The following is a 25,729-nucleotide window of genomic DNA, read 5'->3' on the forward strand; positions in this document are numbered from 1 at the left end:
GATTATGCTCCTTTTCCAGTAAGGTTCACGGTAGGATTAATGATCCCGTACAACAAATCGACTATGGTGTTGGTAATCACAAATATTAGGCCAACAAAAATCACGTAAGCGGTAATAAGTGGAGTATCAACACGGTTAATCGCCTCTAAAAAAAGAAAGCCTGTACCGGGCCATTGAAAGACGGTTTCGGTGAGAATCGTATAAGCCACCATAGTACCAATTTGCACGCCACCCACCGTCAATACTGGTAGCATGGTGTTTTTTAACGCATGCTGATAGTATATCTTGTTCAGTGCTAATCCTTTTGCCTTGGCAAACTTAATATACTCTGAGCTCAACACTTCGAGCATCTCTGAACGCACCAAGCGGATAAAAAGCGGCAACATGATTGAGGCAAGAGAGATACACGGCAGCACAAGATGCGCAAGCCCATCAAGAGTGAAGTACCCCGATTCCCAGCCAAGCAAATTCACTGTTTCGCCGCGACCAAATGAAGGCAACCAGCCAAGTTCTATCGAGAAAACATACATTAGCATGATGGCTGTCAGAAACACGGGAATAGAGATGCCCACACTACTAAATGCCATTACTGCTTTGGTGAAAATGCTTTTAGGATGAATCGCCGAGTACACTCCCAAAGGAATGGAGCAGGCAATAATGATAAGCGTGGCACCAAACACTAATTCTAGTGTCGCCACCAATTTATCTAAAATAACGTCAACGGCTGGGCGCTTGAAGAAGTAGGATGTACCTAAGTCCCCATGAAGCGCAGAGCCGACAAAACGAGTGTATTTGGTTATGAAAGGATCGTTAAGGCCTAATTCATCACGCAGAGCCTGACGTTCAGCCTCTGAAACCGACTGCCCCACAAGCTCGCGTAATGGGTCACCCAGATTATCCTGAATGGCAAACGCCACTAAACTGATCACAAACATCACTATCAGTGCCTGAAATAGGCGCTTGACCAGAAACGAAAACATTCCTTGCCCCTTTACTTTCCATAGATTTCAATACGCAGTTCCACTGCCCTGCACCTTGAATATTAAAAAGGTGCTCACTTATTCAAAATAAAGTTCACACCTTAAGTTTCCAAGTTATTAATATTAAACACTTGGATAAATTAAAACACTCTACTTAACAACAAGATCGCCAAAGTAAGGCTGATCCATACCGTTGACGATTGGGCCAATTTTGACATTGCTCTTCGCAGCCCATGAAGGGTCCTCCCAATGCAAAGGAACAAATGCAGCCTCATCGTAAAGTGTCGCTTCTACCTGCTTAAGCATTTCACCACGTTTACCTAAATCAGTCTCGGTATTCGATAGATTAACCAGCTTATCAACCTCTGCGTTACCATAATGTCCACAGTTATACTGTCCTTTGCCCGTTTCACTATTGCGAGTCATAGCAAGAAACTCAGTGAAGTTAGCCGAATCTTCGGTATCTGGATGCCAGCCTATCATCATCATATCTGCCGAACACTTATCAAATTCAGGCCAGTATTGGGCTTTGGGCATGGTTTTCAGATCAACCTTGATACCGATTTTGGATAACATCGCAGCTGCAGCTTGAGCAATTTTGGCATCATTCACGTAACGGTTATTCGGCGCCATCATGGTCAGTGAAAAGCCTTTTTCGTACCCAGCTTCTTTCATCAACGCCTTAGCTTTTTTCAGATCATAACGAGGTTTAAGGCTATCATTATAACCTGCGTAACCTACTGGGCTTTGCTGTGCAGCTGGTGTTCCTGCACCCTTCATAATTTTTTTCACTATGCCTTGGTTATTTATCGCATAAACAATCGCTTGGCGAACGCGAACATCTTTAAGCGCTGGGTTGCTGTTTTGGTTCATCTGGAAGGTGATCACCCGAGTGCCCGGCATAGTATAGAGGTCAACGCCATTAGCACTTTGAATTCGCTTGTAATCATTGGGAGCTACAGGTGCAATCATATCGACATCACCAGAAAGTAGCGCTGCAACACGAGTGGCATCTTCTTTGATTGGCACCAGAGTTAGTTTATCAACATTACCTTTTGACTCTTTGTCCCAGTAGCCTTCAAAGCGTTCGAATTCAACTTTTACACCTTGTTCGCGTGAGGTAATAATGAATGGGCCTGTACCAGATGCGTGTGTCGAAGCGTAAGAGTTGCCATGTTTGACCATCTCAGACTTATCCTTGCCATCCTTGGTTTTGCCTGTATAGAACTTACTGTCCATAGGGAAGATATAAGTAGCAACATTTTCAATCAGAGGATAAGTGCCATCAGTTTTGATCTCTACGGTGTAGTCATCAACTTTATTTAATGCTACAAGAGGTGCAAAAATACCCTTAAAGTCCGCTGAATCTTTGAGGCGATTAAACGTCCATACGACATCATCGGCCGTAAACGCGTTCCCTGAGTGGAACTTAACCCCTTTGCGAAGATGGAAACGCATGGTTTCGTTATCTACTCGCTCCCAAGACTCTGCTAAACGAGGCTCAAATTTCATCTCCTGCGTAAAGCGCACCAGTGGGTCAAACACCATGTGAGACATTTGTAAAGTGCCACCAGATAGCTGCTCATGAGGGTCTAACGAGACGGGATCAGAAGCATACCCAACGGTGATATCTGCGGCTACTGCACTAAAGCTCAAGCCAGCTGCCATTAAAGCCATGGCAAGTTTGCTTTTCATGGTTTTCATTGCATAACTCCTTATGCGGGATTAATCCCTAGTAATGTGTATTGTCTGTTTAACTAATTTAAATTATGTTTCGGCTTATGCCTGTTATATTGCTTCTCTTAACCCCGTAAATTCCGGCATTAAGGAAATAAGTTGTTTACTGTATTCATGCTGTGGCGAATTAAACAGCTGCTCAGTCGGAGCAACTTCGAGTAAGGTGCCCATTTGCATTACACCTACGCGATCACACATCTGACGAATAACGGGCAAGTCATGACTAATGAACAACATGGTGAGATTAAGCTCATCTTGCAAATCTTTAAGTAAGTTCAATATCTGAGCTTGCACGGACACATCAAGTGCTGAAGTTGGCTCATCACAAATCAAAAGTCTTGGACGAGTCGCAAGTGCTCGAGCGATGGAAATACGTTGGCGTTGTCCACCAGAGAACTCATGTGGATATTTCACACCCGCCATCTTACCCAATCCAACGTGATCAAGAAGATCGTTGACGATCTGCCTAGTTTGGTTTTCATTCTCAGTTAACTTATGAAAGCGAATAGGCTCAGCAATAATATCGAAAATCTTCATACGAGGGTTCATCGATGTATACGGATTTTGAAATACCATCTGCATCTGACGACGCATAGGGCGGCGCTCTTTCTCCGATTTCAAAGACGTTAAGTCAATACCTTCAAAAGTCACCTTACCTGAGTTAGGTTGATACAATCCGGCAATCACGCGCGCAATGGTCGACTTGCCTGAACCAGACTCTCCAACTAGACCAAAAGTTTCTCCCTCATAAACCTCAAAACTTACATTATTAGAGGCCTGAACATATTCGCGGCGGCTTTCAAATAATGAATCTTTGGTCACAAAACGTAGATTTACATTTTCTACTTTTAGTAATGAGCCGCTGTATTCACGATGATCCTGACTTTGGCCAAGCCAATGATTTTTGACATCAAGAGGTTCCATTTCTTGTGCTTGTTCTATGTAGTTAACAAGAGGAAAACGCTCAAGCTTTGCATCGGAGCGCGGCACTGCAGAAATGAGACTTCGCGTGTATGAGTGATCCGGATCGCCCAATACTTTCTTAGTTTCACCAAATTCGACTAAGTCACCACGATACATAACTGCAACGCGATCAGTTACATTCGATACCACTCCCATATCGTGCGTTACCAACATGCATCCAACATTATTCTTTATGCACAAATCACGAATGAGGTCGAGAATTTGGTCTTGGATCGAGACATCTAATGCTGTGGTTGGCTCATCCGCAATAATAAGGTCTGGCTCACCAGCTAGAGCAATAGCAATCACAACACGCTGACGCATTCCGCCCGAAAACTGATGCGGATACTGTTTAAGACGATTCTCTGGTTGAGGAATACCCACTTGCTGCATCAAGGACAAAGCTCTCTGATAAGCTTCGTCTTCTGAGACATTCATGTTAGCGTGGATGGTTTCAGTTAACTGCTGTTCTACGGTAAACAGGGGGTTTAAAGATGTCATAGGATCTTGAAAAATAAATCCTATTTTAGAGCCTCTAACTTGTCGCATCTCTTCGGCTGACAAACCAGATATTAGTTCACCATCTAAATAAACGTCACCACTCGCGATACGCCCTGGAGGGCTGAGTAGATCGATAACAGCATTACCAACTGTCGATTTTCCAGCACCAGATTCACCAACAACACCGACTATTTCACCGCGCTCTATATTGAACGACAACGATTTAACAGCAGCATGTACACCATGGCGTGATGGGTACTCAATACGAAGGTTCTTAACTTCTAAAAGTGACATTACCAGACCTCTAATGCTCCGGCAGCTTCCTGCCCTGTCTGAGATTGAATCCATTCAAGTCAGCCAATCAACCCTGTTTAGCTTATCACTCAACCAAGATTATTGACCTGACAATTTACAAGCTCATCAATTTGGCAAAAAACTCACAAAAGTGCAACATTTAAACCATTAAAACGCCCATTTTAAGCCAATAATACTCAAATAATAGAAACATATATGCAATATATTGCTTATAGTTACAAATTTAAAAGTCACAAAAATTAGAAATAGTTTATCGATTAACTGGAGAGGTCTGTATTCAGAGAGGGGGTATATATGCATTCAAGCTGGCTAACAGCTATAAAGTTCAGATAAGAAAAAAGCCTGCTATTTAGCAGGCTTTTCAATGTGGTCGGTGAAGAGGGATTCGAACCCCCGACCCTCTGGTCCCAAACCAGATGCGCTACCAAGCTGCGCTATTCACCGAAATTTTTCATCAAGAAAATATCGTATTTTCTCTCATCTCAGCGAAGTACGCTGAGGAATTAATGGGGTGGCTAACGAGACTTGAACTCGCGACAACCGGAATCACAATCCGGGGCTCTACCAACTGAGCTATAGCCACCGCAGTATTTTTATGTCTACCGCTTAAATTAAGCCATAAACGAGATAGTGGTCGGTGAAGAGGGATTCGAACCCCCGACCCTCTGGTCCCAAACCAGATGCGCTACCAAGCTGCGCTATTCACCGAGAATGGGGTGGCTAACGAGACTTGAACTCGCGACAACCGGAATCACAATCCGGGGCTCTACCAACTGAGCTATAGCCACCACTATATTTTTACCGATAATGCCCCTCCGGCAATGGCGCGCCCGAAAGGATTCGAACCTTCGACCTTTGGCTCCGGAGGCCAACGCTCTATCCAGCTGAGCTACGGGCGCATGCCCTATCGGCGGAGTGGAATAATACGTATATCACACTATGTCGTCTAGTACTTTTTAAAGTTTTTTTCTCGTTTGATGTCTTTTTGGGCAATTAAAGTGTGATAAACCCCTATTTCCGCTTATATAACCATATAGATGCATGCCTCTTGCTGTTTATTGCAACAGGTTATCGGGATATAATCACTTAATATTTACATTGATTTCTCAGCAAAACGCTGCAAATCAAACCACACTCTAATAATCTAATAATATAGGTGAGCACGAACTTGCCGTTAGGAATGTAAAGTGAGTTAAATGGATATGTCTCGAAAAATCTTAACCGCTATGGTAGCTGCTATTACTTTTTCCAGCGCCTCTTTTGCAGCAAAAATCAGCCAAGAAGACTACGATGCGATAGCAGAACGCGTTAAACCTGTTGGCAATGTTTACCTTGCTGGTGCAGAACCCGTCAAAGCTGAGCCAACTGGCCCACGTGATGGCGCGAGTGTCTATGGCACCTTTTGTACTGCCTGCCATTCATCTGGCGTTAGCGGCGCACCAAAAACGGGCAATGCCGATGATTGGGCACCTCGTATTGCTCAGGGTAAAGATGTACTTAAAAACCATGCCATCAATGGTTTCAATGCTATGCCAGCCAAAGGAACATGTATGGACTGCTCTGATGATGAGATTGTAGCGGCCATTGAACATATGATTAAAGGCCTATAGTTCAGCAAGTATAAATGAGGCTTAGCTCAAGCTAAGCCTTCAGATAGTGGTTAGCTAAACTACTTGTTATTGAACATTGCTCTGAGGTTAGCGATATGCGCCTGGCCTTTTGCCATTCTTTCTTCCTGAGATTGAGGCTTTTTGTTTACTTCCCATTCCACGTCATCAAAAGGAAGCTCATCAAGGAATCGGCTTTGGGTCGGTTTTATTAGCTCTCCAAACTGCCTGCGCTCTTTACACATGGTGAAAGTCAATTCACGCTGAGCACGAGTAATGCCAACATACATTAGGCGGCGCTCTTCCTCTATGTTGTCTTCATCGATACTGGTTTGGTGGGGCAAAATACCTTCTTCAGAGCCAATTAGATAGACATATGGGAACTCAAGTCCTTTTGACGCATGCAATGTCATCAATTGCACCGCATCCGTATTTTCTTCTTCCTCACCACGCTCCATCATGTCACGTAAAGTGAGACGCTGAACCACTTCTTTCAAGCTTTTTTCTTCTTGATCGTAATTATCACCTTCTAAGTCAGACACTATCCATGAGTATAAATCTGATACATTTTTCATTCGCATCTCAGCAGCTTTAGCACTAGTGGATGTCTCATATAACCAGTCTTCGTAATTAATATCACGAACCAAGGAGCGCACCGCCTCCACTTTATCACCGCGCTCAGATTGGTCAGCAATCTTAACCAACCAGTGAGTAAAACGGCGCAAGTTTTCTAATCCTCGACCAGATAAGTGTTGCTCTAGACCAATCTCAAAACTGGCTTCAAATAAGCTTTTACCACGCATATTGGCATAACTGCCCAGCTTCTCTAAGGTCACAGGACCTATCTCTCGTCGCGGCGTATTCACAATGCGCAGAAAGGCATTATCATCATCCGGATTAACCAAGACCCTGAGGTAAGCCATGATATCTTTTATTTCCGCACGGGCAAAAAATGAGGTACCTCCAGAGAGCTTATAGGGTACACGGTTTTGCATTAACGATTTTTCAATCAGCCGTGATTGATGATTACCCCGATAAAGAATTGCATAATCTCTATATTCGGTGCGATTTAGGAACTTATGTGCGATAAGCTCCCCTGTAACCCGCTCTGCCTCGTGCTCTTCATCTTTGGCTAATAGAACTTTGAGCTTTTCTCCATCTGGAATTTCAGAGAACAAGGACTTTTCATACACGTGCGGGTTGTTAGCAATCAAGATATTGGCTGCCCGCAGAATGCGACTGGTAGAGCGATAGTTTTGCTCAAGCTTAATAAGCTTGAGTTTAGGATAATCTTGGCCCAGTAAAACCAAGTTCTGAGGCTTGGCTCCGCGCCATGAGTAAATCGACTGATCGTCATCACCAACCACTGTTAGCCGCCCTCTTTCACCGACAATCAACTTGACCAGTTCGTACTGACTGGTGTTGGTATCTTGATATTCATCAACTAAGAGATAACGAATGCGATTTTGCCATCGTTGGCACACCTCTTGATTGGTTTTCATCAATAGTACGGGAAGCAAAATTAGATCATCAAAATCGAGCGCGTTATAAGCTTTCATCTGCTTATGGTACATCGAAAAACAATCGGCAAAGAGTTGCTGCTGCTCACCTTGAGCACGCTTTATCACCTGCTCTGGTGTCAACATATCATTTTTCCAATTTGAGATGGTACTGAGCAACTGACGCAATAAATCTTTATCACCATCAATCTGCTTTTCCGTCAGCTCTTTTAAAAGCGCCAACTGATCTTGGTCATCAAATAAGGAGAAACCAGGCTTAAGACCGAGCGCTTTATACTCACGCTTAATGATGTTTAAGCCTAAAGTATGAAAGGTTGAAACCATTAACCCTTTAGATTCATTTTTGCCCAGCGTTTGCGCTACACGCTCTTTCATTTCACGGGCGGCTTTATTGGTGAAAGTAACCGCAGCAATATTACGCGCTTTGTAACCACACTGCTTAACTAGATAAGCAATTTTATTAGTGATCACTCGCGTCTTACCTGAGCCTGCCCCAGCAAGGACTAAACATGGGCCAGACACGTATTTCACGGCTTCATCTTGGTTGGGGTTAAGTTTCATGGCCATCTCAGGAGTGTAAATCAAAAGCTATATCATAATCGTGCAATAAGAATATTGCTATGATTAGGAATCGCTTACCCAAAGCTAAATCTTTATCAAAAAAGTTAATTGAACGTTTTTTCATAAATTATAAGAAGATTTGTTGCATATTGGATGGTATTTTAAGCTATAATGAATGAACGTTCATTCACCCACTATATGTAAGTGTCTGGATCTAGTTCTATGGTAGATAAAAGACAGCAAATCATAGATGCCGCCGAAGACCTGATCGCTGAATCAGGTTTTCAGGGCTTCTCGATGCATAAATTGGCCAAGGAAGCTGGCGTTGCAGCAGGAACGATATACCGCTATTTCTCTGACAAGGAAGATTTATTGCTACAAGTAAGACTAGCGGTAGTACAACGAAATGCTGAAGTTGTTCAACGTGGCGTTGATAACGCTATGCCACTCAAGGAACGATTTCGAACTATGTGGCTAAACATTTTCGATCTCTCACGAACCAACATAGATAACTTGAAGAATCGAGCGCAATACGATTCCTTGCCTTGCATGCGCAATCATGAAACTAAGGAAATTGAGCGAAAAATGTTTAGCAAAGTGGATAAATTTTTTACACAAGGTCGAGAACAAGGGCTGTTTAAGCCTCTAGATAACCCAGTGTTGGCAGCACTGAGTCTAGAAGTCAGTGTCACTTTGGCACGCAAGCAAGCTCTTGGATATTACCAATTGGATCAAGCAGCCATTGAAGCGGCCATTGAAGCTAGTTGGGATGCGATTATCAAACACTAATTTGGAGTTCTAATAAGAATGAAAAAGTGGACTTTTTATATGCTGCTTATCGCAACACTACTCTTTGGTAGCGTGATAGGCGTTAACCTATTTAGACAACACAAGATAGAAGAGTTTCTGGCCAATCGACCAGAGCAAGAGTTCCCCGTTACTGCCACTCAAGTTCAAGCAGTCGACTGGGTACCTGTTATCGAAGCTATTGGCTTTATCGAGCCTAACCAAGGCGTCACAGTTGCCAATGAATCAGCGGGCGTGATTGATAAAATTACTTTTGAATCAGGCACTAATGTCGAAGAAGGCCAACCTTTGGTGATGCTAGATTCATCAGTCGAAAAAGCTGACCTTAAAAGCGCCGAAGCGAAATTACCAGCCGCACAAGCCAAATATAAGCGCTATCAAGGCCTTTACAAAAAAGGCTCAGTATCAAAAGAAACCCTCGATGATGCTGAAGCAAACTTTTTCTCACTAAAATCTGATATCGATAGCCTTAAGGCCACTATCGACCGACGCGAAATCAAAGCACCTTTTGCTGGCGTAGTCGGCATTCGTAATGTTTATCTAGGGCAATACCTGCAAACGGGTACAGATATTGTTCGCCTCGAGGATACCAGTGTCATGCGCCTGCGCTTTACTGTGCCGCAAACCGATATTTCACGTATTAGCCTAGAACAACAAGTCGATATCTTTGTTGATGCCTACCCAGATATTCCTTTTCAAGGTTCAATTACGGCTATAGAGCCTGCGGTTAGCGTACAAAGTGGCTTGATTCAAGTGCAAGCAGACATTCCAAATAGTGATGGGAAACTGCGCAGCGGTATGTTTGCTAGGGCTAACATCATACTGCCAACCATGGAAAACCAAGTCACCCTACCTCAAACCGCTATCACCTTTACTCTCTATGGTGACAATGTATACATAATCTCCGAGCAAGATGGAGTAAAACGCGTCAAACAGCAAGTGGTTAAAGTCGGTGAACGAGTAAGAGACATTGCTCATATTCTAGAGGGCGTTAAACCAGGCGACATGGTGGTCACATCAGGTCAAGTACGCCTTAGTAACGATGCAAAAGTTCGTGTAGTAGAAAGCGATGCCACGACTCCACCAACCGAAACACCTATGCTCTAATCTGGAGGCCTCATGCGCTTTACTGATGTTTTTATTAAACGTCCAGTTTTAGCGGTATCAGTCAGCTTTTTGATCGCGCTGCTTGGTTTGCAAGCCGTGTTCAAAATGCAAGTACGCGAATACCCTGAAATGACCAACACTGTAGTCACGGTAACAACCAGCTACTACGGAGCGAGTGCTGATTTGATTCAAGGCTTTATTACTCAGCCTTTGGAGCAAGCCGTAGCTCAAGCTGATAATATCGATTACATGACTTCATCTTCTGAACTCGGTACTTCTACTATTACCGTCACCATGAAGTTAAATACTGACCCAAATTCAGCCCTGTCTGATATTTTGGCCAAAACCAACTCGGTCCGCTCTCAGCTGCCGAAAGAAGCAGAAGACCCTACTGTAACCATGTCAACAGGTTCAACGACTGCGGTTTTGTATATTGGCTTTACCAGTGATGAGCTGTCATCGAGTCAGATCACTGATTATCTTGAGCGAGTGGTTAATCCGCAGCTTTTTACCGTTAATGGCGTTTCAAAAATAGACCTTTACGGCGGCCTTAAATATGCGCTGCGTGTCTGGCTTGACCCAGCTAAGATGGCAGCTTTTGGCTTAACCGCAAATGATGTGATGGGGGTTTTGGATGCCAACAACTACCAATCAGCAGCGGGCCAGGCGGTCGGTGAGTTTGTTCTTTACAACGGCAGCGCAGACACTCAAGTTTCTAATGAGGAAGAGCTGAGAAACTTGGTGGTAAGTTCTGATAGGGGCAAGGTTACTCGTTTGGGGGATATCGCCAAGGTAACACTTGAAAAGAGCCATGATACCTATCGCGCCAGCGCCAATGGTCAAGAAGCAGTGGTCGCCGCGATTAACGCAGCGCCAACAGCTAACCCAATCAATATTGCTGCTGATGTACATAAGATGCTTCCTCAGCTAGAAAAAGATCTGCCGAGCAACATCAAGATGAATGTGATGTATGACTCAACCATTGCCATCAATGAATCGATTAATGAAGTTATTCACACTATCGCTGAAGCCGCATTAATTGTACTTGTGGTAATTACTCTGTTTTTAGGCTCTTTCCGCGCTGTTTTAATTCCCATCATCACCATCCCATTGTCATTGATTGGTGTGGCTATGGTGATGCAAGCCATGGGCTTTTCATGGAACTTAATGACGCTACTAGCCATGGTTCTTGCGATAGGTTTGGTGGTTGATGATGCTATAGTAGTTCTAGAAAACGTCGATAGACATATAAAACTTGGTGAATCACCGTTTAGAGCAGCCATCATAGGAACAAGGGAAATCGCGGTCCCGGTTATTGCTATGACCTTAACTCTAGGCGCGGTCTATGCACCAATAGCGCTTATGGGAGGCATTACAGGCTCCTTGTTCAAAGAGTTTGCTTTAACACTGGCAGGTTCGGTATTTGTATCAGGCATCATAGCGTTAACCTTATCACCCATGATGTGTTCTAAAATGCTGAAAGCAAATGCAGTACCAAGCAAGTTTGAGCAAAAAGTTCACCATGTTCTCGACAATATGACGCTACGCTATGAGAAAATGCTCAGCGCTGTAATGCTCCATCGTCCTGTAGTCATTGGCTTTGCGGTGATTGTTTTTGCCAGCTTACCTTTGCTATTTAAGCTCGTTCCTAGTGAACTTGCGCCATCGGAAGATAAAGGTGTACTCATGCTAATGGGTACAGCGCCCTCAAATGCGAACCTCGACTTCATGCAAAATACAATGAATGAGGTCAATACTATTCTATCGGATCAAAAAGAAGTTGCCTATGCACAGGTCTTTACCGGTGTGCCTAGCTCAAATCAGGCACTTGGTATCGCTTCTCTAGTTCCATGGAGTCAACGTGAAGCTGGACAAGCCGAAATAGTAAAACGAGTGAGTGAGCTAGTTAAAGAAGTACCGGGCATGTCTGTGGTTGCCTTCCCAATTCCTGAGCTACCAGGAGCAGGCTCTGGATTACCAGTTCAGTTTGTTATAACTACACCGAATGCATTTGAAAGCTTATTTACTGTAGCGACAGACATCCTGACTGAGGTCAACTCAACGCCCATATTCGTCTACTCCGATCTCGATCTTAACTATGATTCAGCGACGATGAAGATCAAGATTGATAAGGATAAAGCCGGCGCCTATGGGGTAACCATGCAAGATATTGGTACCACGTTAAGCACTATGATGTCTGATGGTTATGTTAATCGTATCGATCTCAATGGTCGCTCTTATGAAGTGATTCCTCAGGTAGAGCGTAAGTGGCGCCTTAATCCAGAATCAATGAAAAACTACTATGTTAAAGGCGCAGATGGTAAAGCGCTCCCTCTTAGTAATTTAATAACTATTGATGTGGTGGCCGAACCGCGCTCCTTGCCTCACTTTAACCAGTTAAACTCAGCAACAATTAGTGCAGCTATTGCTCCTGGTACGACTATGGGAGATGCCGTAACTTGGTTTGAGCAAACAGCAAGCACGAAATTACCAAGTGGTTATAACTACGATTATATGGGTGAATCTCGCCAGTTTGTTACTGAAGGCAGTGCCCTTTATGCCACCTTTGGTTTGGCATTAGCGATCATCTTCTTAGTCTTAGCAATTCAATTTGAATCGCTAAAAGACCCGCTGGTTATTATGGTATCCGTGCCTCTCGCTATTTGTGGAGCCCTTGTTGCTCTTGCTTGGGGAGTACCTTTTGACTTAACTTCAATGAATATCTATTCTCAGGTCGGGCTAATAACCCTAGTGGGCTTGATTACCAAACATGGTATATTGATCTGTGAGGTCGCTAAAGAAGAACAGCTGCATAACAAGTTAGGTAAAATGGACGCAGTGATGGCGGCGGCCAAAGTTCGTCTGCGCCCAATCCTAATGACCACGGCAGCCATGATCGCGGGCCTAATCCCTCTAATGTACGCATCAGGAGCAGGAGCAGCCCAGCGCTTTAGTATTGGCATTGTTATTGTTGCAGGGCTGGCGATAGGTACTTTGTTTACCCTATTTGTTCTGCCTGTAATATACAGCTACCTTGCCGAAAAACATAAACCGCTTCCGGTTTTTGTAGAAGACAAGGACTTAGAGAAGTTGGCTCGAATCGATGAAGCAAAAGCCGCGCATCGCCAACTGGCTGATAAAAAATAGCCCTACAATATGAAACTAAGGCCGCCCTTTGAGGTGGCCTTTTTTATTCTTTACGCCAATAACTGACGCTCTCATAGCGACTTTCTTTAGCCAATTACGTAAAATAGAAACAAACGTAAAGGAGCTTTTGACATGTTTGACCCCAAGAAATTAGAGCAGATCGCGAAACAAATTCATGACTCCATGCCTACTCCTGTAAAAGAGTTAGGTGCTGATGTCGACCAGAAAATTCGCCAGGTGATTCAAGGCCAGCTAAACAAGCTAGATGTGGTGAGCCGTGAAGAATTTGATGTACAGACTCAAGTTCTTATGCGTACCCGCGAGAAGCTGACCGCGATGGAACAAAAGCTTTCCGAGCTAGAAGATAAACTAGCAGAGAAATAAGCGCACGAGAGCGTTTCATATACAATAAAAAGGCTTGGTCTCAATCGACCAAGCCTTTTGCGTTAGATGTTGTGTATTATCTTGTATTTATTGCTCCAGTCTGTCTGGAGTCTATATCAGGCGCAGTTTATGCGCCTTTTCATAAGATGAATTAACCGCCCACAGCGATACGTTTCATGTCCGTCATGTAACCGCGCAGTTCTTCACCAATGTATTCTACTGGGTGATTGCGGATGGTTTCATTCACAGCAATCAGAGTCGCATTATCGACTTGATTTGAGGTCTCACTCAAACCTTTACCAATCACATCTGTGTTAATTGATGGCATGAACTTCTCGCGCAACAAAGGTGTTGCGACATTAGCAAACAGGTAGTTACCATATTCTGCCGTATCTGAGATAACAACGTTCATTTCGTACAGACGCTTACGCGCTACTGTGTTCGCAATAAGTGGCAGCTCGTGTAGTGACTCGTAGTATGCGGACTCATCAATAATACCAGACGCTGTCATAGCTTCGAATGCAAGCTCAACACCTGCACGAACCATAGCAACTAGCAAAATTCCTTTATCAAAGTACTCTTGCTCAGCGATCTCTACATCACTAGCTGGATAGTTTTCAAACGCAGTCTCACCAGTTTCAGCACGCCAACCAAGTAGGTTTGCATCATCATTATCCCAGTCAGCCATCATAGTGCTAGAGAAATGCCCAGTAATAACATCGTCCATATGCTTATTGTAAAGAGGGCGCATAAGCTCTTTCAGCTCTTCAGAAAGCTCAAATGCTTTAACTTTTGCCGGATTTGATAGGCGATCCATCATATGTGTAATACCGCCAAATTTAAGCGCTTCAGTGATGGTTTCCCAACCGTACTGGATCAATTTACCTGCAAAGCTTGGGTCAATACCTTCCGCTACCATTTTCTCATAGCTAACAATTGAGCCCGCTTGCAACATACCACACAGGATAGTTTGCTCACCCACAAGATCAGATTTAACTTCAGCAACAAATGAAGACTCTAGACAGCCTGCTCGATGGCCACCAGTCCCAGCTGCCCATGCTTTGGCAATATCCCAACCTTCGCCCTTAGGGTCATTTTCTGGGTGTACTGCAATCAAGGTAGGAACACCAAAACCACGTTTGTACTCTTCACGAACCTCGGTACCTGGACATTTAGGCGCGACCATAACAACGGTTAAATCCTTACGGATCTGCATGCCCTCTTCAACTATGTTAAAACCGTGCGAGTAACCAAGTGCTGCGCCTTCTTTCATTAGTGGCATAACCGTTTCTACCACATTGGTGTGTTGCTTATCAGGCGTTAGGTTAACCACTAAGTCAGCTTGAGGTATAAGCGTTTCGTAGCTACCTACTTCAAAACCATTTTCTTGAGCATTTTTAAACGATTGACGCTGCTCATCGATAGCAGCTTGACGCAATGCGTAAGACACATCCAAACCTGAATCACGCATATTTAGGCCTTGGTTTAGGCCTTGAGCACCACAGCCAACAATGACCACTTTCTTACCTTTTAGGTAATCAGCTTCTGTTGCAAACTCACTGCGATCCATGAAACGGCAGCGGCCAAGCTGATCTAGCTGCTCTCGTAAGTTTAGTGTATTGAAATAGTTAGCCATGTCGGGCTCTCCTTTAAAGATATATCCGCTTTGGTCGGTCCCTAATCACCGAATATCTCGATACTAAAACAGACACAAGCTTGCTTAAAGTGATATATTCACAAGTAGTTATTGCAAAATTTGCAACATGGAACCAGCTATTTATGAACATAAAGCACTTACAACTCTTTATTCACTTGTGTGATAGTAAAAGCTTTGCCAAAACGGCTTCAGCCATGCATGTCAGTCCCTCAGCCCTTAGCAGACAGATACAAAAGCTAGAGTCAGAGACAGGGCAGGAGCTGTTTGTACGTGATAACCGCAGCGTCGAGCTTACCCCTGCTGCAAAGAAATTGATGCCTGTCGCGCTGAAAATAATAACGGAGTGGCAAAGCTTTTACTCTCAATTGCAAGATGAGGAGCAGGAACTCAAAGGCGAGATTCGTTTATTTTGTTCTGTCACCGCCAGTTATAGTCATCTTCCCGAGCTACTGTCTGAGTTTCGCCTGCGACATCCTTTTATCGAGTTTAAATTATCAACGGGGGATCCTGCGCAAGCAATAGACAAAGTACTAAGCGATGAAGTTGACGTCGCTATTTCAGCGCAGCCTGACCAACTGCCAGCCAAACTAAAGTTTGAAACGATAAGTGAAATTCCATTGTCTGTTATCGCGCCCGCGGGTATCAGTAGTTTTACTCAAGCTTTGCAAGAAGCTAAGCCAGACTGGACCCAGATACCCTTTATTGTCCCAGAATCAGGTACAGCAAGAGAACGGGCCAACACTTGGTTTAAATCAATGAAAATAAAACCAAATATCTACGCTCATGTTTCAGGGCATGAAGCCATTGTCAGTATGGTTGCGTTAGGTTGTGGCGTGGGCATTGCCCCTGATGTGGTTATCAATAACAGTCCGGTTAAAGAAAAGATTCACAGGCTAAAAGTCGCTTCAATCAAACCGTTCAAGCTTGGGGTATGTTGCAAGCGTTCCCAGTGGGACAACCCTCTGGTTAAAGCTTTGTGGGAAGTCGCGCAAAGCACTTATATTGTTTCCTAGCTTTTATCAACGAAGTCTCCAGATAGGGTAAATCATATGACTCTGGAAAATTGCTGCTGACGCGCCTTGATGCGCAAGTATTTGTCAAAACACATACAAATATTGCGAATAAGAAGTCGTCCACGAAGAGTGACCAGTAGCTCCTTTTCCGTCATCTCAACCAGTTCATCGTCAATGAAGGTTTGTAGCAATTTAATATCATCTTTAAAGTATTCACTAAACCGGATACCAAACTCCGACTCAATTGTGCTGACATCAAGTCTGAAGTTACAAATTAGCTGCTTAATCACTTCACGGCGTAGTAAGTCATCACTATCAAGAGATAATCCTTTCCAAAGTGCATGTCGCTGAGAAAGCACTTGCTCATAATAGGTCTTTAAATCCTTTTGATTCTGAGCATAAGCATTTCCAACCATGGAAATCGCCGAAACGCCAAAGCCCACGAGATCGCATTCCCCCTGTGTGGTATAACCTTGGAAGTTACGATGCAAAACACCATGACGCTGAGCAACAGCCAGCTCATCGTCGGGCTTGGCAAAATGGTCCATACCGATATACTGATAACCTGCCTTGGTTAAGGTCGAGATAGTATCTTGAAGAATAGCCATCTTTTCTTGAGCTTTGGGTAAGTCTTCATCTTTAATTTTACGCTGAGCGGCAAACAGTTGTGGCATGTGAGCGTAGTTAAATATAGACAAACGGCCTGGTTGCAGGTCTAACACTTGAGCCAATGTGTTAGCAAAGCGCTCTCGTGTCTGTTTTGGCAGACCATAAATAAGGTCTAAGTTTGTTGAACGGAAACCAAGCGCTTTCGCCCGCTCGACCAAAGCAAAAATAAAACCTTCATCTTGCTCACGATTCACCAACTGTTGAACTTGCTTGTCAAAATCTTGAACACCAATACTTAAACGGTTGAATCCCTCATGACAAAGATGATCGAGTGTATCCAGCTCGATTTCCCTAGGGTCCACCTCAATACTGATTTCAGCGTCATCTTCGAAACAAAACTCAGCCCTTAAGGTGTTCATCAAGCGGCTAATTTGCTGCTTACTAAGAAAAGTGGGGGTTCCACCGCCTAAATGAAGCTGGGTCACTCTACGCCCTTGCAGTAGTGAGGCTCGTGTAAGAATTTCTTGCTCAAGAACATCCAGATATTGATCGGCTTTATGGACGTGGCGTGTGATGACTTTATTACACCCACAGTAATAACAAAGCTTGTGACAAAACGGAATGTGGATATATAGAGATAATGGTCGCTCTGGATACTCAGTACAAGCCATGTCGTAATCAGCAATAGTAAACGCCTCGTGAAGCTCTAGCGCTGTGGGATAAGACGTATAACGAGGACCAGCGTAATTATACTTATCAAGTACGGCTTGATCCCAAACTATTTGTTGGCTTGCGGCGACTGGCTGAGACATGGTGTTCTTCCGTTTGTAAAATCATACGCAGGCGGTGTGAGTAACCGCGCTAATACTCCGCTTATTCTGCCACATACATTTGAAGAACAAAGGCAAGCTTGGTATTTATAAGGCAGTAATAGTTAGAACTGATAAGTCGATCACTTACCCAAAAACACACTGCCTTGCTATACCATCTGAATATTAATTTGGTTGTTGAGTGGTTGAACTTTCTCTTGTAGCTGTTTTAGTTCCTCTATAACAGCTTGTTCTAGACGTGACTCGGCCTTGTGGCGTTCAAGGTTTTGCTTCATACGCTCTTTTTTAGCCAGTTGCTGCCTATCATCGCCGCGAGCCATATCTTTTACCAAATGATAGAGCTCTGACGTTGCCGGAAATTCTTTATCAAAATCAACACGTTCTTCTCCCTGCACATAATCCATAATGTTGTACACACGGATACTTATTTCCGACAAATCACATTGGCCCTGAATACCAGCCATACATAAAATACGTACGTTTTCGAAAATATTAGCATTGCGCTTATCAATGGCTAATTTTGCATGCTGCTGCTGCAATTCCTTTTGCTTCTTTAATTGGAGCAGAAGGTAACCGGCATAAGACGCTAAGGCGAAAATAATGACTCCACCGACTATGGCTAATAAGGTTACATTCATCAAACGCTCTACCCTTTAAACTGATTCAGATCGAGATCTTCAAACTGCGAGAGTAACTCGTCATCAGATGACGATTGCTTAGTCGTTTTCTTCTCAGCAGAGGAGACATCATCTCCCAAAGTTAAGTTTTCATCCTCGGAATCATCTTCGACATAAATGCCCAACTGTTTCATCAGTACTTCGATACGAGCAAGTTTTTCATCAACGTACTTCTGTAGACCAGCACCTAGGCTTTCACCGTTATCAAGACGGTCAAGCAAAACATTTAGCTGGGCATCATTTTCCAACATGTCTAATTCTTGCTCTGCATCTAGACGGCGCTGTGCCTTGGTCGCTTTTTTTACCGTTTCCACTACCAATGGAATTTTCTTTTTGCTGCCCAAACGCGGATCACTTGCTTGACCAGACGAGGTATGAGCTTGCTTTTTCGCTTCTGAATTACGATTTCCGGTTTTTAATCCTTTGCGCTTTTTATCTTTCTTACGCAACCGCCCTTCAACATCAGCTTGGGTCCGGTTACGCACCACAATCAGATCGCCATTACCACCTGATTTTACTTTTTTACTACGGCTCATTACTGGGGTTTCCTCAGTAGAATTACATCATTTCCAACAAATTCGAGTTTGAGCTTATCCCGCTCAGCCAGATACTTAAACGTATTGCGGCTAAAAAAGACCACATGAGTTGGATCATTTTTATAGTGCCATTTTGCAAACGCTTTAACATCGATAACCATCTTGGTCATCAGGCCAATCCAGCCACCAGGCTTAACTAAATTTAACCATTGCTGCCATACTTTATCTGGATGATAGAGATGCTCAATCACTTCCGTGGCAGTCACAAAATCATAAGTACGCGCCAATACCTCAGAGCTAGGGTAATAATAAAGGTCGTACAAAGACATTTTATGCCCCTGCTCTCCTAACATCAAAGATAACGTCGGGCCAGGGCCACAGCCAAAATCTAGCCCTTCTGAGCTAGGCTTTATGCGCTCTAGCATAGGATCGGCGATCCTTGATAAGAAGTTACGGTAGCCATCATCATTTGGATCGTTCTCATGCAGATCGTAGTGGGCTTTTTCCGCTTTTGCATCCAATCTTTGTCCAGGGTCCACATAGACTAGTTCACATTCTTGACACTGAAGATAAACACGACGTTTATCCTGATAATAATCCAAGAGTGCGGAACTATGGCAAAGTGGGCAGTAATTCATGATGGCATCCTCAAACAGGGATGCGAAACATACCAGAAACTGACGCCAGAGTGGAGTATTATTGGGCAAATAATCATCAGTTGTGAAAAAATTCACCGCGAGTAAAGCAGCTTCTGGGGTTTAGAGTGCTCGTTATAATAAAGCGCTGAGTTGGTAGACTCCCAGATTGTATGATGTATCCAAGCTACACTGGCAAATCATTTTGAGTTTTAGACACTATATATCTGGTTGAAATAAAAAAGCGATAGGAAATACCTATCGCTCTCTAAGCTTGCCGTGCGGCAATAATACGCAGTGATAAACTTGCGTTAAATGTCCATTTGTTATTAACGCTTTCCTTGCTAAAGATGTTGTTTTTCACCATCCTAGTGAATTTTAATCATCCTTTTACTTCCTGTCTCTGGGCTTTTCCTTAGCCTGATCCTTTTCATTGTCTAAACCCTCAGACAAAGCGATCATCCCTATCATGTAGGCTTCCTGCTTACTACACTTCCTGAGTGATACAGGTGAATGCTCAGCTGATTTGATTACTCTAACTTCTAACAAAATTAACGCAATCTAGATGAAGAAAAAAAACACCCGCCTATAGAGGAAAATATATAAAACATTAAGTTTCAAACACTTATATTTGTTCTATAGAAAAAGATGATAGCAATGAACGCTAATATCTCACAGCATTATGAGACAGATAACTAGCCCACGCACATTGAGCGATGTGATATCACTCATATGAAAAAGCCCAGACAAGTGTCTGGGCTTTTCAAAACCATAATTGCTCGTGCAAATAAATCAGTGTTAATGCAGGCCACCAACATATTTCGACAAAGTATCTATGTCTTCATCAGTCAGTTTCTTAGCTATGTCACGCATCATGCCATTCATATCATTAGCACGATTACCGTCACGGAATTTTTCTAACTGAGCCTTGATGTAGTCAGCATGCTGACCAGAAATTTTAGGGAAACCTGAAAGCTCAGTACCATTCCCGCGAGGGCCGTGACAAGCGATACAGGCGGTAAGACCGCGTTCAGCATCACCTGCTGTGTATAAGGCTTTACCCTTTTGCACAACGTTTTCTGGAGTGGTATTATTCGAAATCGGTAACGACGAGTAGTAGGCCGCAAGGTCCTTCATGTCCTGTTCAGATAGAGGCATGGCCATTCCACTCATGACAGGGTCATAACGTCCTTGCTTACCGTTGCTGGTCATACCTAGCTTAAACTCTCTAAGCTGCTTCTCGATATATTTAGCATGTTGACCAGCAATCTTAGGATACATTGCGAGTTGACTGTTGCCGTCAGCACCATGGCAAGCAACACAAGTTTGAGATTTTCCTTTTCCAGCTTCGATACTGCCTTGAGCCCATACAGAGCAGCTGGCTAAAAGACTCAAGATTAGCGCTAATTTATTCATGACATTCCATTATAATTATCAAGCTTCCAGTACCACTCTGCGTTGCCACTCATGGTACAATAGGCGACCTTATGCCGAGCACGGTTATTTTACACACTTTCATATAAAAGTAATCAATCGACGACACAAAGTCGAGATGGAGTTAACAGTGAACGTAAAAATTCATTATCAAAACACCCATTTCATCACCAGCGCACCTGATATTCGTCATCTGCCTGAGGATGAAGGTATCGAAGTTGCGTTCGCAGGACGCTCCAATGCAGGTAAATCGAGTTCATTAAATCGATTAACCAACCAGAAAAGTTTAGCAAAAACCAGTAAAACACCAGGCCGGACACAATTAATCAACCTTTTTAAAGTGACAGAAGGTTGCCATATTGTTGATCTTCCGGGTTATGGCTTTGCTCAAGTCCCGCTTGAAATGAAGAAAAAATGGCAAAAATCTTTGGGAGAATACCTACAAAAACGTCAATGTTTAAAGGGACTTGTAGTATTGATGGATATTCGCCACCCGATGAAAGACCTCGACCAACAGTTGATCTATTGGGCAGTAGATAGCGGCATTCCTGTGCAGGTGCTTTTGACTAAAGCAGATAAACTAAAAAGTGGTGCGCGCAAAGCTCAGGTTTTGAAAATTAAAAATGAGGCGGTAGGCTTTGGAGGAGATGTGAGCGTGGCTGCCTTTTCTTCACTAAAAGGCATAGGTGTGGATACATTACGCAATAAACTTGATCAATGGTTTGCACCTGCTTTAGCGGAGCAAATAGAAATAGATCAAGATGAGCAAGAAGACTCCGCTCCCCACCAAGATAGCTAACCAGAAAAATAGATCTGAATTTATTTAGGTCTAACCTCAGCGACCTTGCTCTATGGTAGGGTCGCTAAATACCTCTACCTTTTTCTATCCGTTCAATGGCGTTAGTACGACCCAAACATTAGTTACTCGTTGGCTTAGTATTGAAGACGATCAGTACCTATCGATACCTCTTAGAAGATATAAAATGAAGCTTTATTACAAATTTAGTTTGGGTTACTAAATAGATGACACCCATAAGTGCTGTAGATAACTGAATAGCATATAGGGCAAAGATTTTATTTAGGCACAATAAAAAACGCCCCAGCCAAACACTGGCTGGGGCGGCTGAATCAGCCTAATCCAATAACGTGAAACAAAAGGTCTAAAAGATAGAACATCTTACCTCTGTACCCTACGCCTGGTAATGTACAACAATTGGTCATAAATTAAAACCATTTTTGTAAGTTATTTTCAGTATTTTTTTATTTAGCTACATAGACAAAAAATTAAAATGAAAAGCTTCAAATAATAAAAAAGCCAGTATTAATTACTGGCTTGCCTTATTTGCATGATATTAATAGTATTTTTATCAGTGGGCTTGATCCCAATTGTCACCATGGCCTGCTTCCGCCACCAAAGGAACGTTCAGGCTTGCTGCAGATCCCATCAGCTCTTGTACTTTACTTTCAATTTCAGTCAAAACTGATTCTTTAACTTCAAAAACTAATTCATCGTGAACTTGCATAAGCAACTTAACTCGGCCCTCCCCATGCTTCTCAATCCACTCATCAACCAATAACATGGCCTTTTTAATTATATCGGCCGCAGTACCTTGCATAGGTGCGTTGATCGCTGCTCGCTCTGCTGCTTTACGGCGGATACCGTTGCGCGACTTTATTTCGGGCAAATACAGCCTGCGACCAAGAAGTGTCTCAACATAACCTTTCTCTGCCGCCGCACTACGTGTGTCTTCCATATACTGCATTACCCCTGGGTAGCGCTCAAAATAAGTATCCATATATTGCTGGGCTTCGTTACGCGCAATACCAAGTTGTTTTGCCAGTCCAAAAGCACTCATGCCATAAATCAGACCAAAGTTCACTGCCTTCGCGCGCCGGCGTTGCTCTGCAGAAACCTGGTCAATATCAACACCTATGATTTCAGCGGCTGTCGCTGAGTGAATATCCTTACCCTGCTTGAAAGCATCCAATAAAGCTTTATCACCTGACAAGTGGGCCATAATGCGCAGCTCAATCTGAGAGTAGTCGACAGCCATTATCTTATACCCTGGCGAAGCGATAAATGCCTGACGGATACGGCGCCCTTGCTCATTGCGTATGGGAATGTTTTGTAAGTTAGGGTCTGTCGACGATAATCGACCTGTAGCAGTGACGGCTTGATGGTAGGAAGTATGAACACGGCCCGTCTGTGAATTGATCATCTTGGGCAGTTTATCCGTGTAAGTCGATTTGAGTTTGGCCAAACCTCGATATTCTAAAATCAACTTAGGCAGTGGGTAGTCGAGTGCCAGTTCCTGCAAGACTTCTTCGTTGGTAGACGGAGTACCAGAAGGCGTCTTCTTGATAACGGGTAAACCCATTTTTTCAAATAAGATAACTTGCAACTGCTTTGGCGAGTTCATATTGAACTCTTGCTCGGCGACTTCAAACGCCTGTTGCTCCAATTCATCAAGGCGCAAAGTGATCTCTTTAGATTGCTCGGCGAGTTTGACGGAGTCAATCAATACACCTGTTCTTTCCATTCGGGACAACACAGGGACAAGAGGTACTTCAATCTCCTCATAAATCCCCCTAAGTTTGTCATCTTGATTGATGCTTTCAGTCAAGCGGTTATGCAAGCGGAGTGTTACATCCGCATCCTCAGCTGCGTATGGAGACGCTTGCTCTAATTCAATCTGATTAAAAGTAAGCTGTTTCTTTCCCTTACCCGCAATCTGCTCAAAAGAAATGCAATTGTGCTGTAGAAAGCGTAACGCCAAACTATCCATATCATGTTTGCCGCCGACACTGTTGTACACGTAAGAAGCAAGCATAGTGTCATGCTTGATCCCTTTCATTTCAATGTTATAGCGCGCTAGTACACTGGCATCATATTTAAGGTTTTGACCAACCTTAGATTGAGAGTCATCCTCTAAAATTGGTTTAAGTTTATCAAGCACCCAACTGCGATCCAGTTGCTCTGGGGCATCAAGATAGTCATGGGCCAGAGGAACATAAGCTGCAAGCCCCTCTTCAATCGCAAATGAGACACCAACTAGATTGGCAGCCATGTAATCTAGGCTGTCTGTCTCTGTGTCAAAGGCAAAAACATCGGAGGCTTCAAGTTTGGCAAGCCAAGTATAAAAAGTATCTTGATCCAGTATGGTTTGATAGCCACTGCGATCAATCGTAACTGCCAAGTTCTCCACATCACTCGCAGCACGAGCATTTCCAGCCGAAGAAGAACCCGATTTTTCATCTGCTACGACAGCGCCATTGCCACCGTCCAAGATTTCATTTAACCAAGATTTAAACACCAACTGGCCATATAGCTTGGTCAGTTCATCTGTATTTGGCTGGGATTTAAGTAGAGCATCGTATGAGTTTTCAAGCTCCACATCTAATTTTATCGTCGCTAGTTCATAAGATAAAAACGCATTGTCTTTGTTATCAACCAACTTCTTGGCCATGGTTTTAGAGCCTCGAAAACCAAGACCAGCGATCTGCTCAAGATTATCATAGAGCTTAGTCAACCCTCCAATGCCTTGCAGCAGCGCAGTCGCAGTTTTATCACCGACACCTGGGACTCCGGGAATATTGTCCACCTTATCACCCATGAGTGCCAAATAATCAATAATTAACTCTGGTGGGATACCAAATTTTTCAATGACCCCTTCACGATCCAACACAACATTAGTCATGGTGTTGATTAACGTGACATTCTTATCAACTAGCTGAGCCATATCTTTGTCACCAGTACTGATCAAAACTGGCATTCCTGCTTGAGAAGCTTTTGAAGCAAGCGTACCAATCACATCATCAGCCTCGACGCCTGGTACACAGATTAAAGGTAAGCCCATAGCCCTAATAACGTTATAAAGAGGTTCGATTTGGCATCTTAGATCGTCAGGCATAGGCGGACGATTGGCCTTATACTCAGAATACATGTCATCACGGAACGTCTTTCCTTTGGCATCAAATACTACGGCAATGCGTTCTGAAGCAAACTGGCGCATCATACTGCGCAGCATATTCACTACACCATAGACAGCATTGGTAGGTATCTCGCCATTAGTCATAGTGTCTGGGTAGGCATGAAATGCGCGATAAAGATAGGAAGAGCCGTCAATTAAGATCAGCGGGTTATCAGGAATACGAGCCATAGTTTAAGCATCCAAGAAAAAAATACCTGCTAAGAATGCCATGACTGCCTCAGTGGATCCATGTTAACTGATCACATATCCCTTGGATCTGTTAACAAACTCGCGCGCTGCAACAAGCCTCCTGTGGATAAGTCTGTTTATAGTATTTATACATTTCAACATCAAACAGTAACAAAAATGACACTAATGATTATATTTAACTGATCTAAAAAGAAAAAATACAAGATCTACATATTAAGCCTCGATCGAAAAAAGATCCTGCATTGTGGAAAAGACTATCGGTATCCTTTCACTCAGATCAATAGGAGATTTACCATAGTGATATTTTGCGCAAACCGATAATTATCAAACGCCAAATATAAAAAAAGCGACATCGGTTAGATGTCGCCTAGCAAAAATTAGTTAAAGCATACCTAGTTGAACAATACGCTTTATCATAAAGCTATAAATTACACTGGAAGCAATGTGAGCAATGTCGTGTCAAATTGAATGAGCGCAGGTTCGATGGAATTCATATCCTTAAAAGGCTAGATTTCGCTGAACCTCTCT

At 43.3% G+C, this 25,729-nt stretch carries 18 protein-coding genes and 5 tRNA genes; 7 read left to right on the top strand and 16 right to left on the bottom strand.

Going from position 1 to position 25,729, the window contains the following annotated elements:
* Positions 1-2: 2 nt before the first annotated feature.
* The 8 genes from MHN79_RS17760 to MHN79_RS17795 all read right to left on the bottom strand — a co-directional run bounded on the left by MHN79_RS17760 (position 3) and on the right by MHN79_RS17795 (position 5,395).
* Positions 3-980 carry an ABC transporter permease gene (locus tag MHN79_RS17760; RefSeq protein ID WP_152431530.1) on the bottom strand — a complete coding sequence of 326 codons (978 nt, stop codon included), beginning with the start codon at positions 978-980 and terminating at the stop codon, positions 3-5.
* Positions 981-1,130: 150 nt separating this feature from the next.
* On the bottom strand, positions 1,131-2,684 hold the full coding sequence (locus MHN79_RS17765; RefSeq protein WP_239173963.1) for an ABC transporter substrate-binding protein: 1,554 nt from the start codon (positions 2,682-2,684) through the stop codon (positions 1,131-1,133).
* An 84-nt stretch (positions 2,685-2,768) separates the two neighbouring features.
* A complete protein-coding gene (locus MHN79_RS17770; RefSeq protein ID WP_239173964.1) occupies positions 2,769-4,475 on the bottom strand; it encodes an ABC transporter ATP-binding protein in 1,707 nt (568 codons plus the stop codon).
* A 388-nt stretch (positions 4,476-4,863) separates the two neighbouring features.
* A tRNA-Pro gene (locus MHN79_RS17775) sits at positions 4,864-4,940 on the bottom strand.
* 63 nt (positions 4,941-5,003) lie between these two features.
* Positions 5,004-5,079: transfer RNA gene (locus MHN79_RS17780), tRNA-His, on the bottom strand.
* A 48-nt stretch (positions 5,080-5,127) separates the two neighbouring features.
* Positions 5,128-5,204, bottom strand: a tRNA-Pro gene (locus MHN79_RS17785).
* Positions 5,205-5,208: 4 nt separating this feature from the next.
* Positions 5,209-5,284: transfer RNA gene (locus MHN79_RS17790), tRNA-His, on the bottom strand.
* Positions 5,285-5,318: 34 nt separating this feature from the next.
* Positions 5,319-5,395, bottom strand: a tRNA-Arg gene (locus MHN79_RS17795).
* A 297-nt stretch (positions 5,396-5,692) separates the two neighbouring features.
* On the opposite strand from MHN79_RS17795, the gene MHN79_RS17800 reads away from it, so the two are divergent.
* On the top strand, positions 5,693-6,106 hold the full coding sequence (locus tag MHN79_RS17800) for a cytochrome c5 family protein (RefSeq protein WP_160932516.1): 414 nt from the start codon (positions 5,693-5,695) through the stop codon (positions 6,104-6,106).
* 59 nt (positions 6,107-6,165) lie between these two features.
* On the opposite strand, the gene rep is transcribed toward MHN79_RS17800, so the two are convergent.
* Positions 6,166-8,184, bottom strand: a complete 2,019-nt coding sequence (gene rep, locus MHN79_RS17805; RefSeq protein WP_239173965.1) for a DNA helicase Rep — start codon at positions 8,182-8,184, stop codon at positions 6,166-6,168.
* 222 nt (positions 8,185-8,406) lie between these two features.
* Between rep and MHN79_RS17810 the strand changes: the two genes are divergently transcribed.
* From MHN79_RS17810 to MHN79_RS17825, 4 genes are all read left to right on the top strand, one after another.
* Complete coding sequence (locus tag MHN79_RS17810) at positions 8,407-8,973, top strand: TetR/AcrR family transcriptional regulator (protein WP_160932512.1); 567 nt, start codon at positions 8,407-8,409, stop codon at positions 8,971-8,973.
* A gap of 18 nt (positions 8,974-8,991) precedes the next feature.
* A complete protein-coding gene (locus MHN79_RS17815) occupies positions 8,992-10,098 on the top strand; it encodes an efflux RND transporter periplasmic adaptor subunit (RefSeq protein ID WP_239173966.1) in 1,107 nt (368 codons plus the stop codon).
* A gap of 12 nt (positions 10,099-10,110) precedes the next feature.
* Entirely contained in the window at positions 10,111-13,245 is a 3,135-nt protein-coding gene (locus tag MHN79_RS17820) for a multidrug efflux RND transporter permease subunit (RefSeq protein ID WP_239173967.1), read from the top strand.
* A gap of 132 nt (positions 13,246-13,377) precedes the next feature.
* Entirely contained in the window at positions 13,378-13,629 is a 252-nt protein-coding gene (locus MHN79_RS17825; protein ID WP_160932506.1) for an accessory factor UbiK family protein, read from the top strand.
* 151 nt (positions 13,630-13,780) lie between these two features.
* Here MHN79_RS17825 and ilvC read toward each other — a convergent pair whose 3' ends face one another.
* The gene (gene ilvC, locus MHN79_RS17830) at positions 13,781-15,265 is read right to left on the bottom strand and encodes a ketol-acid reductoisomerase (protein ID WP_239173968.1); all 1,485 of its coding nucleotides are present in this window, start codon (positions 15,263-15,265) and stop codon (positions 13,781-13,783) included.
* Positions 15,266-15,408: 143 nt separating this feature from the next.
* On the opposite strand from ilvC, the gene ilvY reads away from it, so the two are divergent.
* Positions 15,409-16,299 (top strand): HTH-type transcriptional activator IlvY, encoded by an 891-nt coding sequence (gene ilvY, locus MHN79_RS17835; RefSeq protein WP_239173969.1) that lies wholly within the window; start codon positions 15,409-15,411, stop codon positions 16,297-16,299.
* Between the two features lie 32 nt (positions 16,300-16,331).
* Here ilvY and hemN read toward each other — a convergent pair whose 3' ends face one another.
* The 5 genes from hemN to MHN79_RS17860 all read right to left on the bottom strand — a co-directional run bounded on the left by hemN (position 16,332) and on the right by MHN79_RS17860 (position 21,002).
* Positions 16,332-17,720 carry an oxygen-independent coproporphyrinogen III oxidase gene (hemN, locus tag MHN79_RS17840; RefSeq protein WP_239173970.1) on the bottom strand — a complete coding sequence of 463 codons (1,389 nt, stop codon included), beginning with the start codon at positions 17,718-17,720 and terminating at the stop codon, positions 16,332-16,334.
* Between the two features lie 167 nt (positions 17,721-17,887).
* On the bottom strand, positions 17,888-18,376 hold the full coding sequence (locus MHN79_RS17845; RefSeq protein WP_239173971.1) for a DUF2489 domain-containing protein: 489 nt from the start codon (positions 18,374-18,376) through the stop codon (positions 17,888-17,890).
* An 8-nt stretch (positions 18,377-18,384) separates the two neighbouring features.
* Positions 18,385-18,951 (bottom strand): Der GTPase-activating protein YihI, encoded by a 567-nt coding sequence (gene yihI, locus MHN79_RS17850; RefSeq protein WP_160932496.1) that lies wholly within the window; start codon positions 18,949-18,951, stop codon positions 18,385-18,387.
* Entirely contained in the window at positions 18,951-19,589 is a 639-nt protein-coding gene (locus tag MHN79_RS17855) for a class I SAM-dependent methyltransferase (RefSeq protein WP_239173972.1), read from the bottom strand. The genes yihI and MHN79_RS17855 overlap by 1 nt, the downstream gene beginning before the upstream one ends.
* 795 nt (positions 19,590-20,384) lie before the next feature.
* Complete coding sequence (locus tag MHN79_RS17860; protein ID WP_114787692.1) at positions 20,385-21,002, bottom strand: c-type cytochrome; 618 nt, start codon at positions 21,000-21,002, stop codon at positions 20,385-20,387.
* A gap of 148 nt (positions 21,003-21,150) precedes the next feature.
* Here MHN79_RS17860 and yihA point away from each other — a divergent pair, with 148 nt between their 5' ends.
* On the top strand, positions 21,151-21,819 hold the full coding sequence (gene yihA, locus MHN79_RS17865) for a ribosome biogenesis GTP-binding protein YihA/YsxC (protein WP_160932492.1): 669 nt from the start codon (positions 21,151-21,153) through the stop codon (positions 21,817-21,819).
* 568 nt (positions 21,820-22,387) lie between these two features.
* Here the strand turns inward: yihA and polA are convergent.
* On the bottom strand, positions 22,388-25,180 hold the full coding sequence (gene polA / locus MHN79_RS17870; protein WP_239173973.1) for a DNA polymerase I: 2,793 nt from the start codon (positions 25,178-25,180) through the stop codon (positions 22,388-22,390).
* Between the last annotated feature and the right edge of the window lie 549 nt (positions 25,181-25,729).

It is taken from the genome of Vibrio sp. Of14-4 (assembly GCF_022347625.1).
Lineage (GTDB): Bacteria > Pseudomonadota > Gammaproteobacteria > Enterobacterales > Vibrionaceae > Vibrio > Vibrio pristinus.

Excerpts from the sequence above, each read along its gene's own strand:
- MHN79_RS17760 (WP_152431530.1), bottom strand. The coding sequence starts at position 980 with ATGTTTTCGTTTCTGGTCAAGCGCCTATTTCAGGCACTGATAGTGATG.
- MHN79_RS17765 (WP_239173963.1), bottom strand. The coding sequence starts at position 2,684 with ATGAAAACCATGAAAAGCAAACTTGCCATGGCTTTAATGGCAGCTGGC.
- MHN79_RS17770 (WP_239173964.1), bottom strand. The coding sequence starts at position 4,475 with ATGTCACTTTTAGAAGTTAAGAACCTTCGTATTGAGTACCCATCACGC.
- MHN79_RS17800 (WP_160932516.1), top strand. The coding sequence starts at position 5,693 with ATGGATATGTCTCGAAAAATCTTAACCGCTATGGTAGCTGCTATTACT.
- rep (WP_239173965.1), bottom strand. The coding sequence starts at position 8,184 with ATGAAACTTAACCCCAACCAAGATGAAGCCGTGAAATACGTGTCTGGC.
- MHN79_RS17810 (WP_160932512.1), top strand. The coding sequence starts at position 8,407 with ATGGTAGATAAAAGACAGCAAATCATAGATGCCGCCGAAGACCTGATC.
- MHN79_RS17815 (WP_239173966.1), top strand. The coding sequence starts at position 8,992 with ATGAAAAAGTGGACTTTTTATATGCTGCTTATCGCAACACTACTCTTT.
- MHN79_RS17820 (WP_239173967.1), top strand. The coding sequence starts at position 10,111 with ATGCGCTTTACTGATGTTTTTATTAAACGTCCAGTTTTAGCGGTATCA.
- MHN79_RS17825 (WP_160932506.1), top strand. The coding sequence starts at position 13,378 with ATGTTTGACCCCAAGAAATTAGAGCAGATCGCGAAACAAATTCATGAC.
- ilvC (WP_239173968.1), bottom strand. The coding sequence starts at position 15,265 with ATGGCTAACTATTTCAATACACTAAACTTACGAGAGCAGCTAGATCAG.
- ilvY (WP_239173969.1), top strand. The coding sequence starts at position 15,409 with ATGAACATAAAGCACTTACAACTCTTTATTCACTTGTGTGATAGTAAA.
- hemN (WP_239173970.1), bottom strand. The coding sequence starts at position 17,720 with ATGTCTCAGCCAGTCGCCGCAAGCCAACAAATAGTTTGGGATCAAGCC.
- MHN79_RS17845 (WP_239173971.1), bottom strand. The coding sequence starts at position 18,376 with ATGAATGTAACCTTATTAGCCATAGTCGGTGGAGTCATTATTTTCGCC.
- yihI (WP_160932496.1), bottom strand. The coding sequence starts at position 18,951 with ATGAGCCGTAGTAAAAAAGTAAAATCAGGTGGTAATGGCGATCTGATT.
- MHN79_RS17855 (WP_239173972.1), bottom strand. The coding sequence starts at position 19,589 with ATGAATTACTGCCCACTTTGCCATAGTTCCGCACTCTTGGATTATTAT.
- MHN79_RS17860 (WP_114787692.1), bottom strand. The coding sequence starts at position 21,002 with ATGAATAAATTAGCGCTAATCTTGAGTCTTTTAGCCAGCTGCTCTGTA.
- polA (WP_239173973.1), bottom strand. The coding sequence starts at position 25,180 with ATGGCTCGTATTCCTGATAACCCGCTGATCTTAATTGACGGCTCTTCC.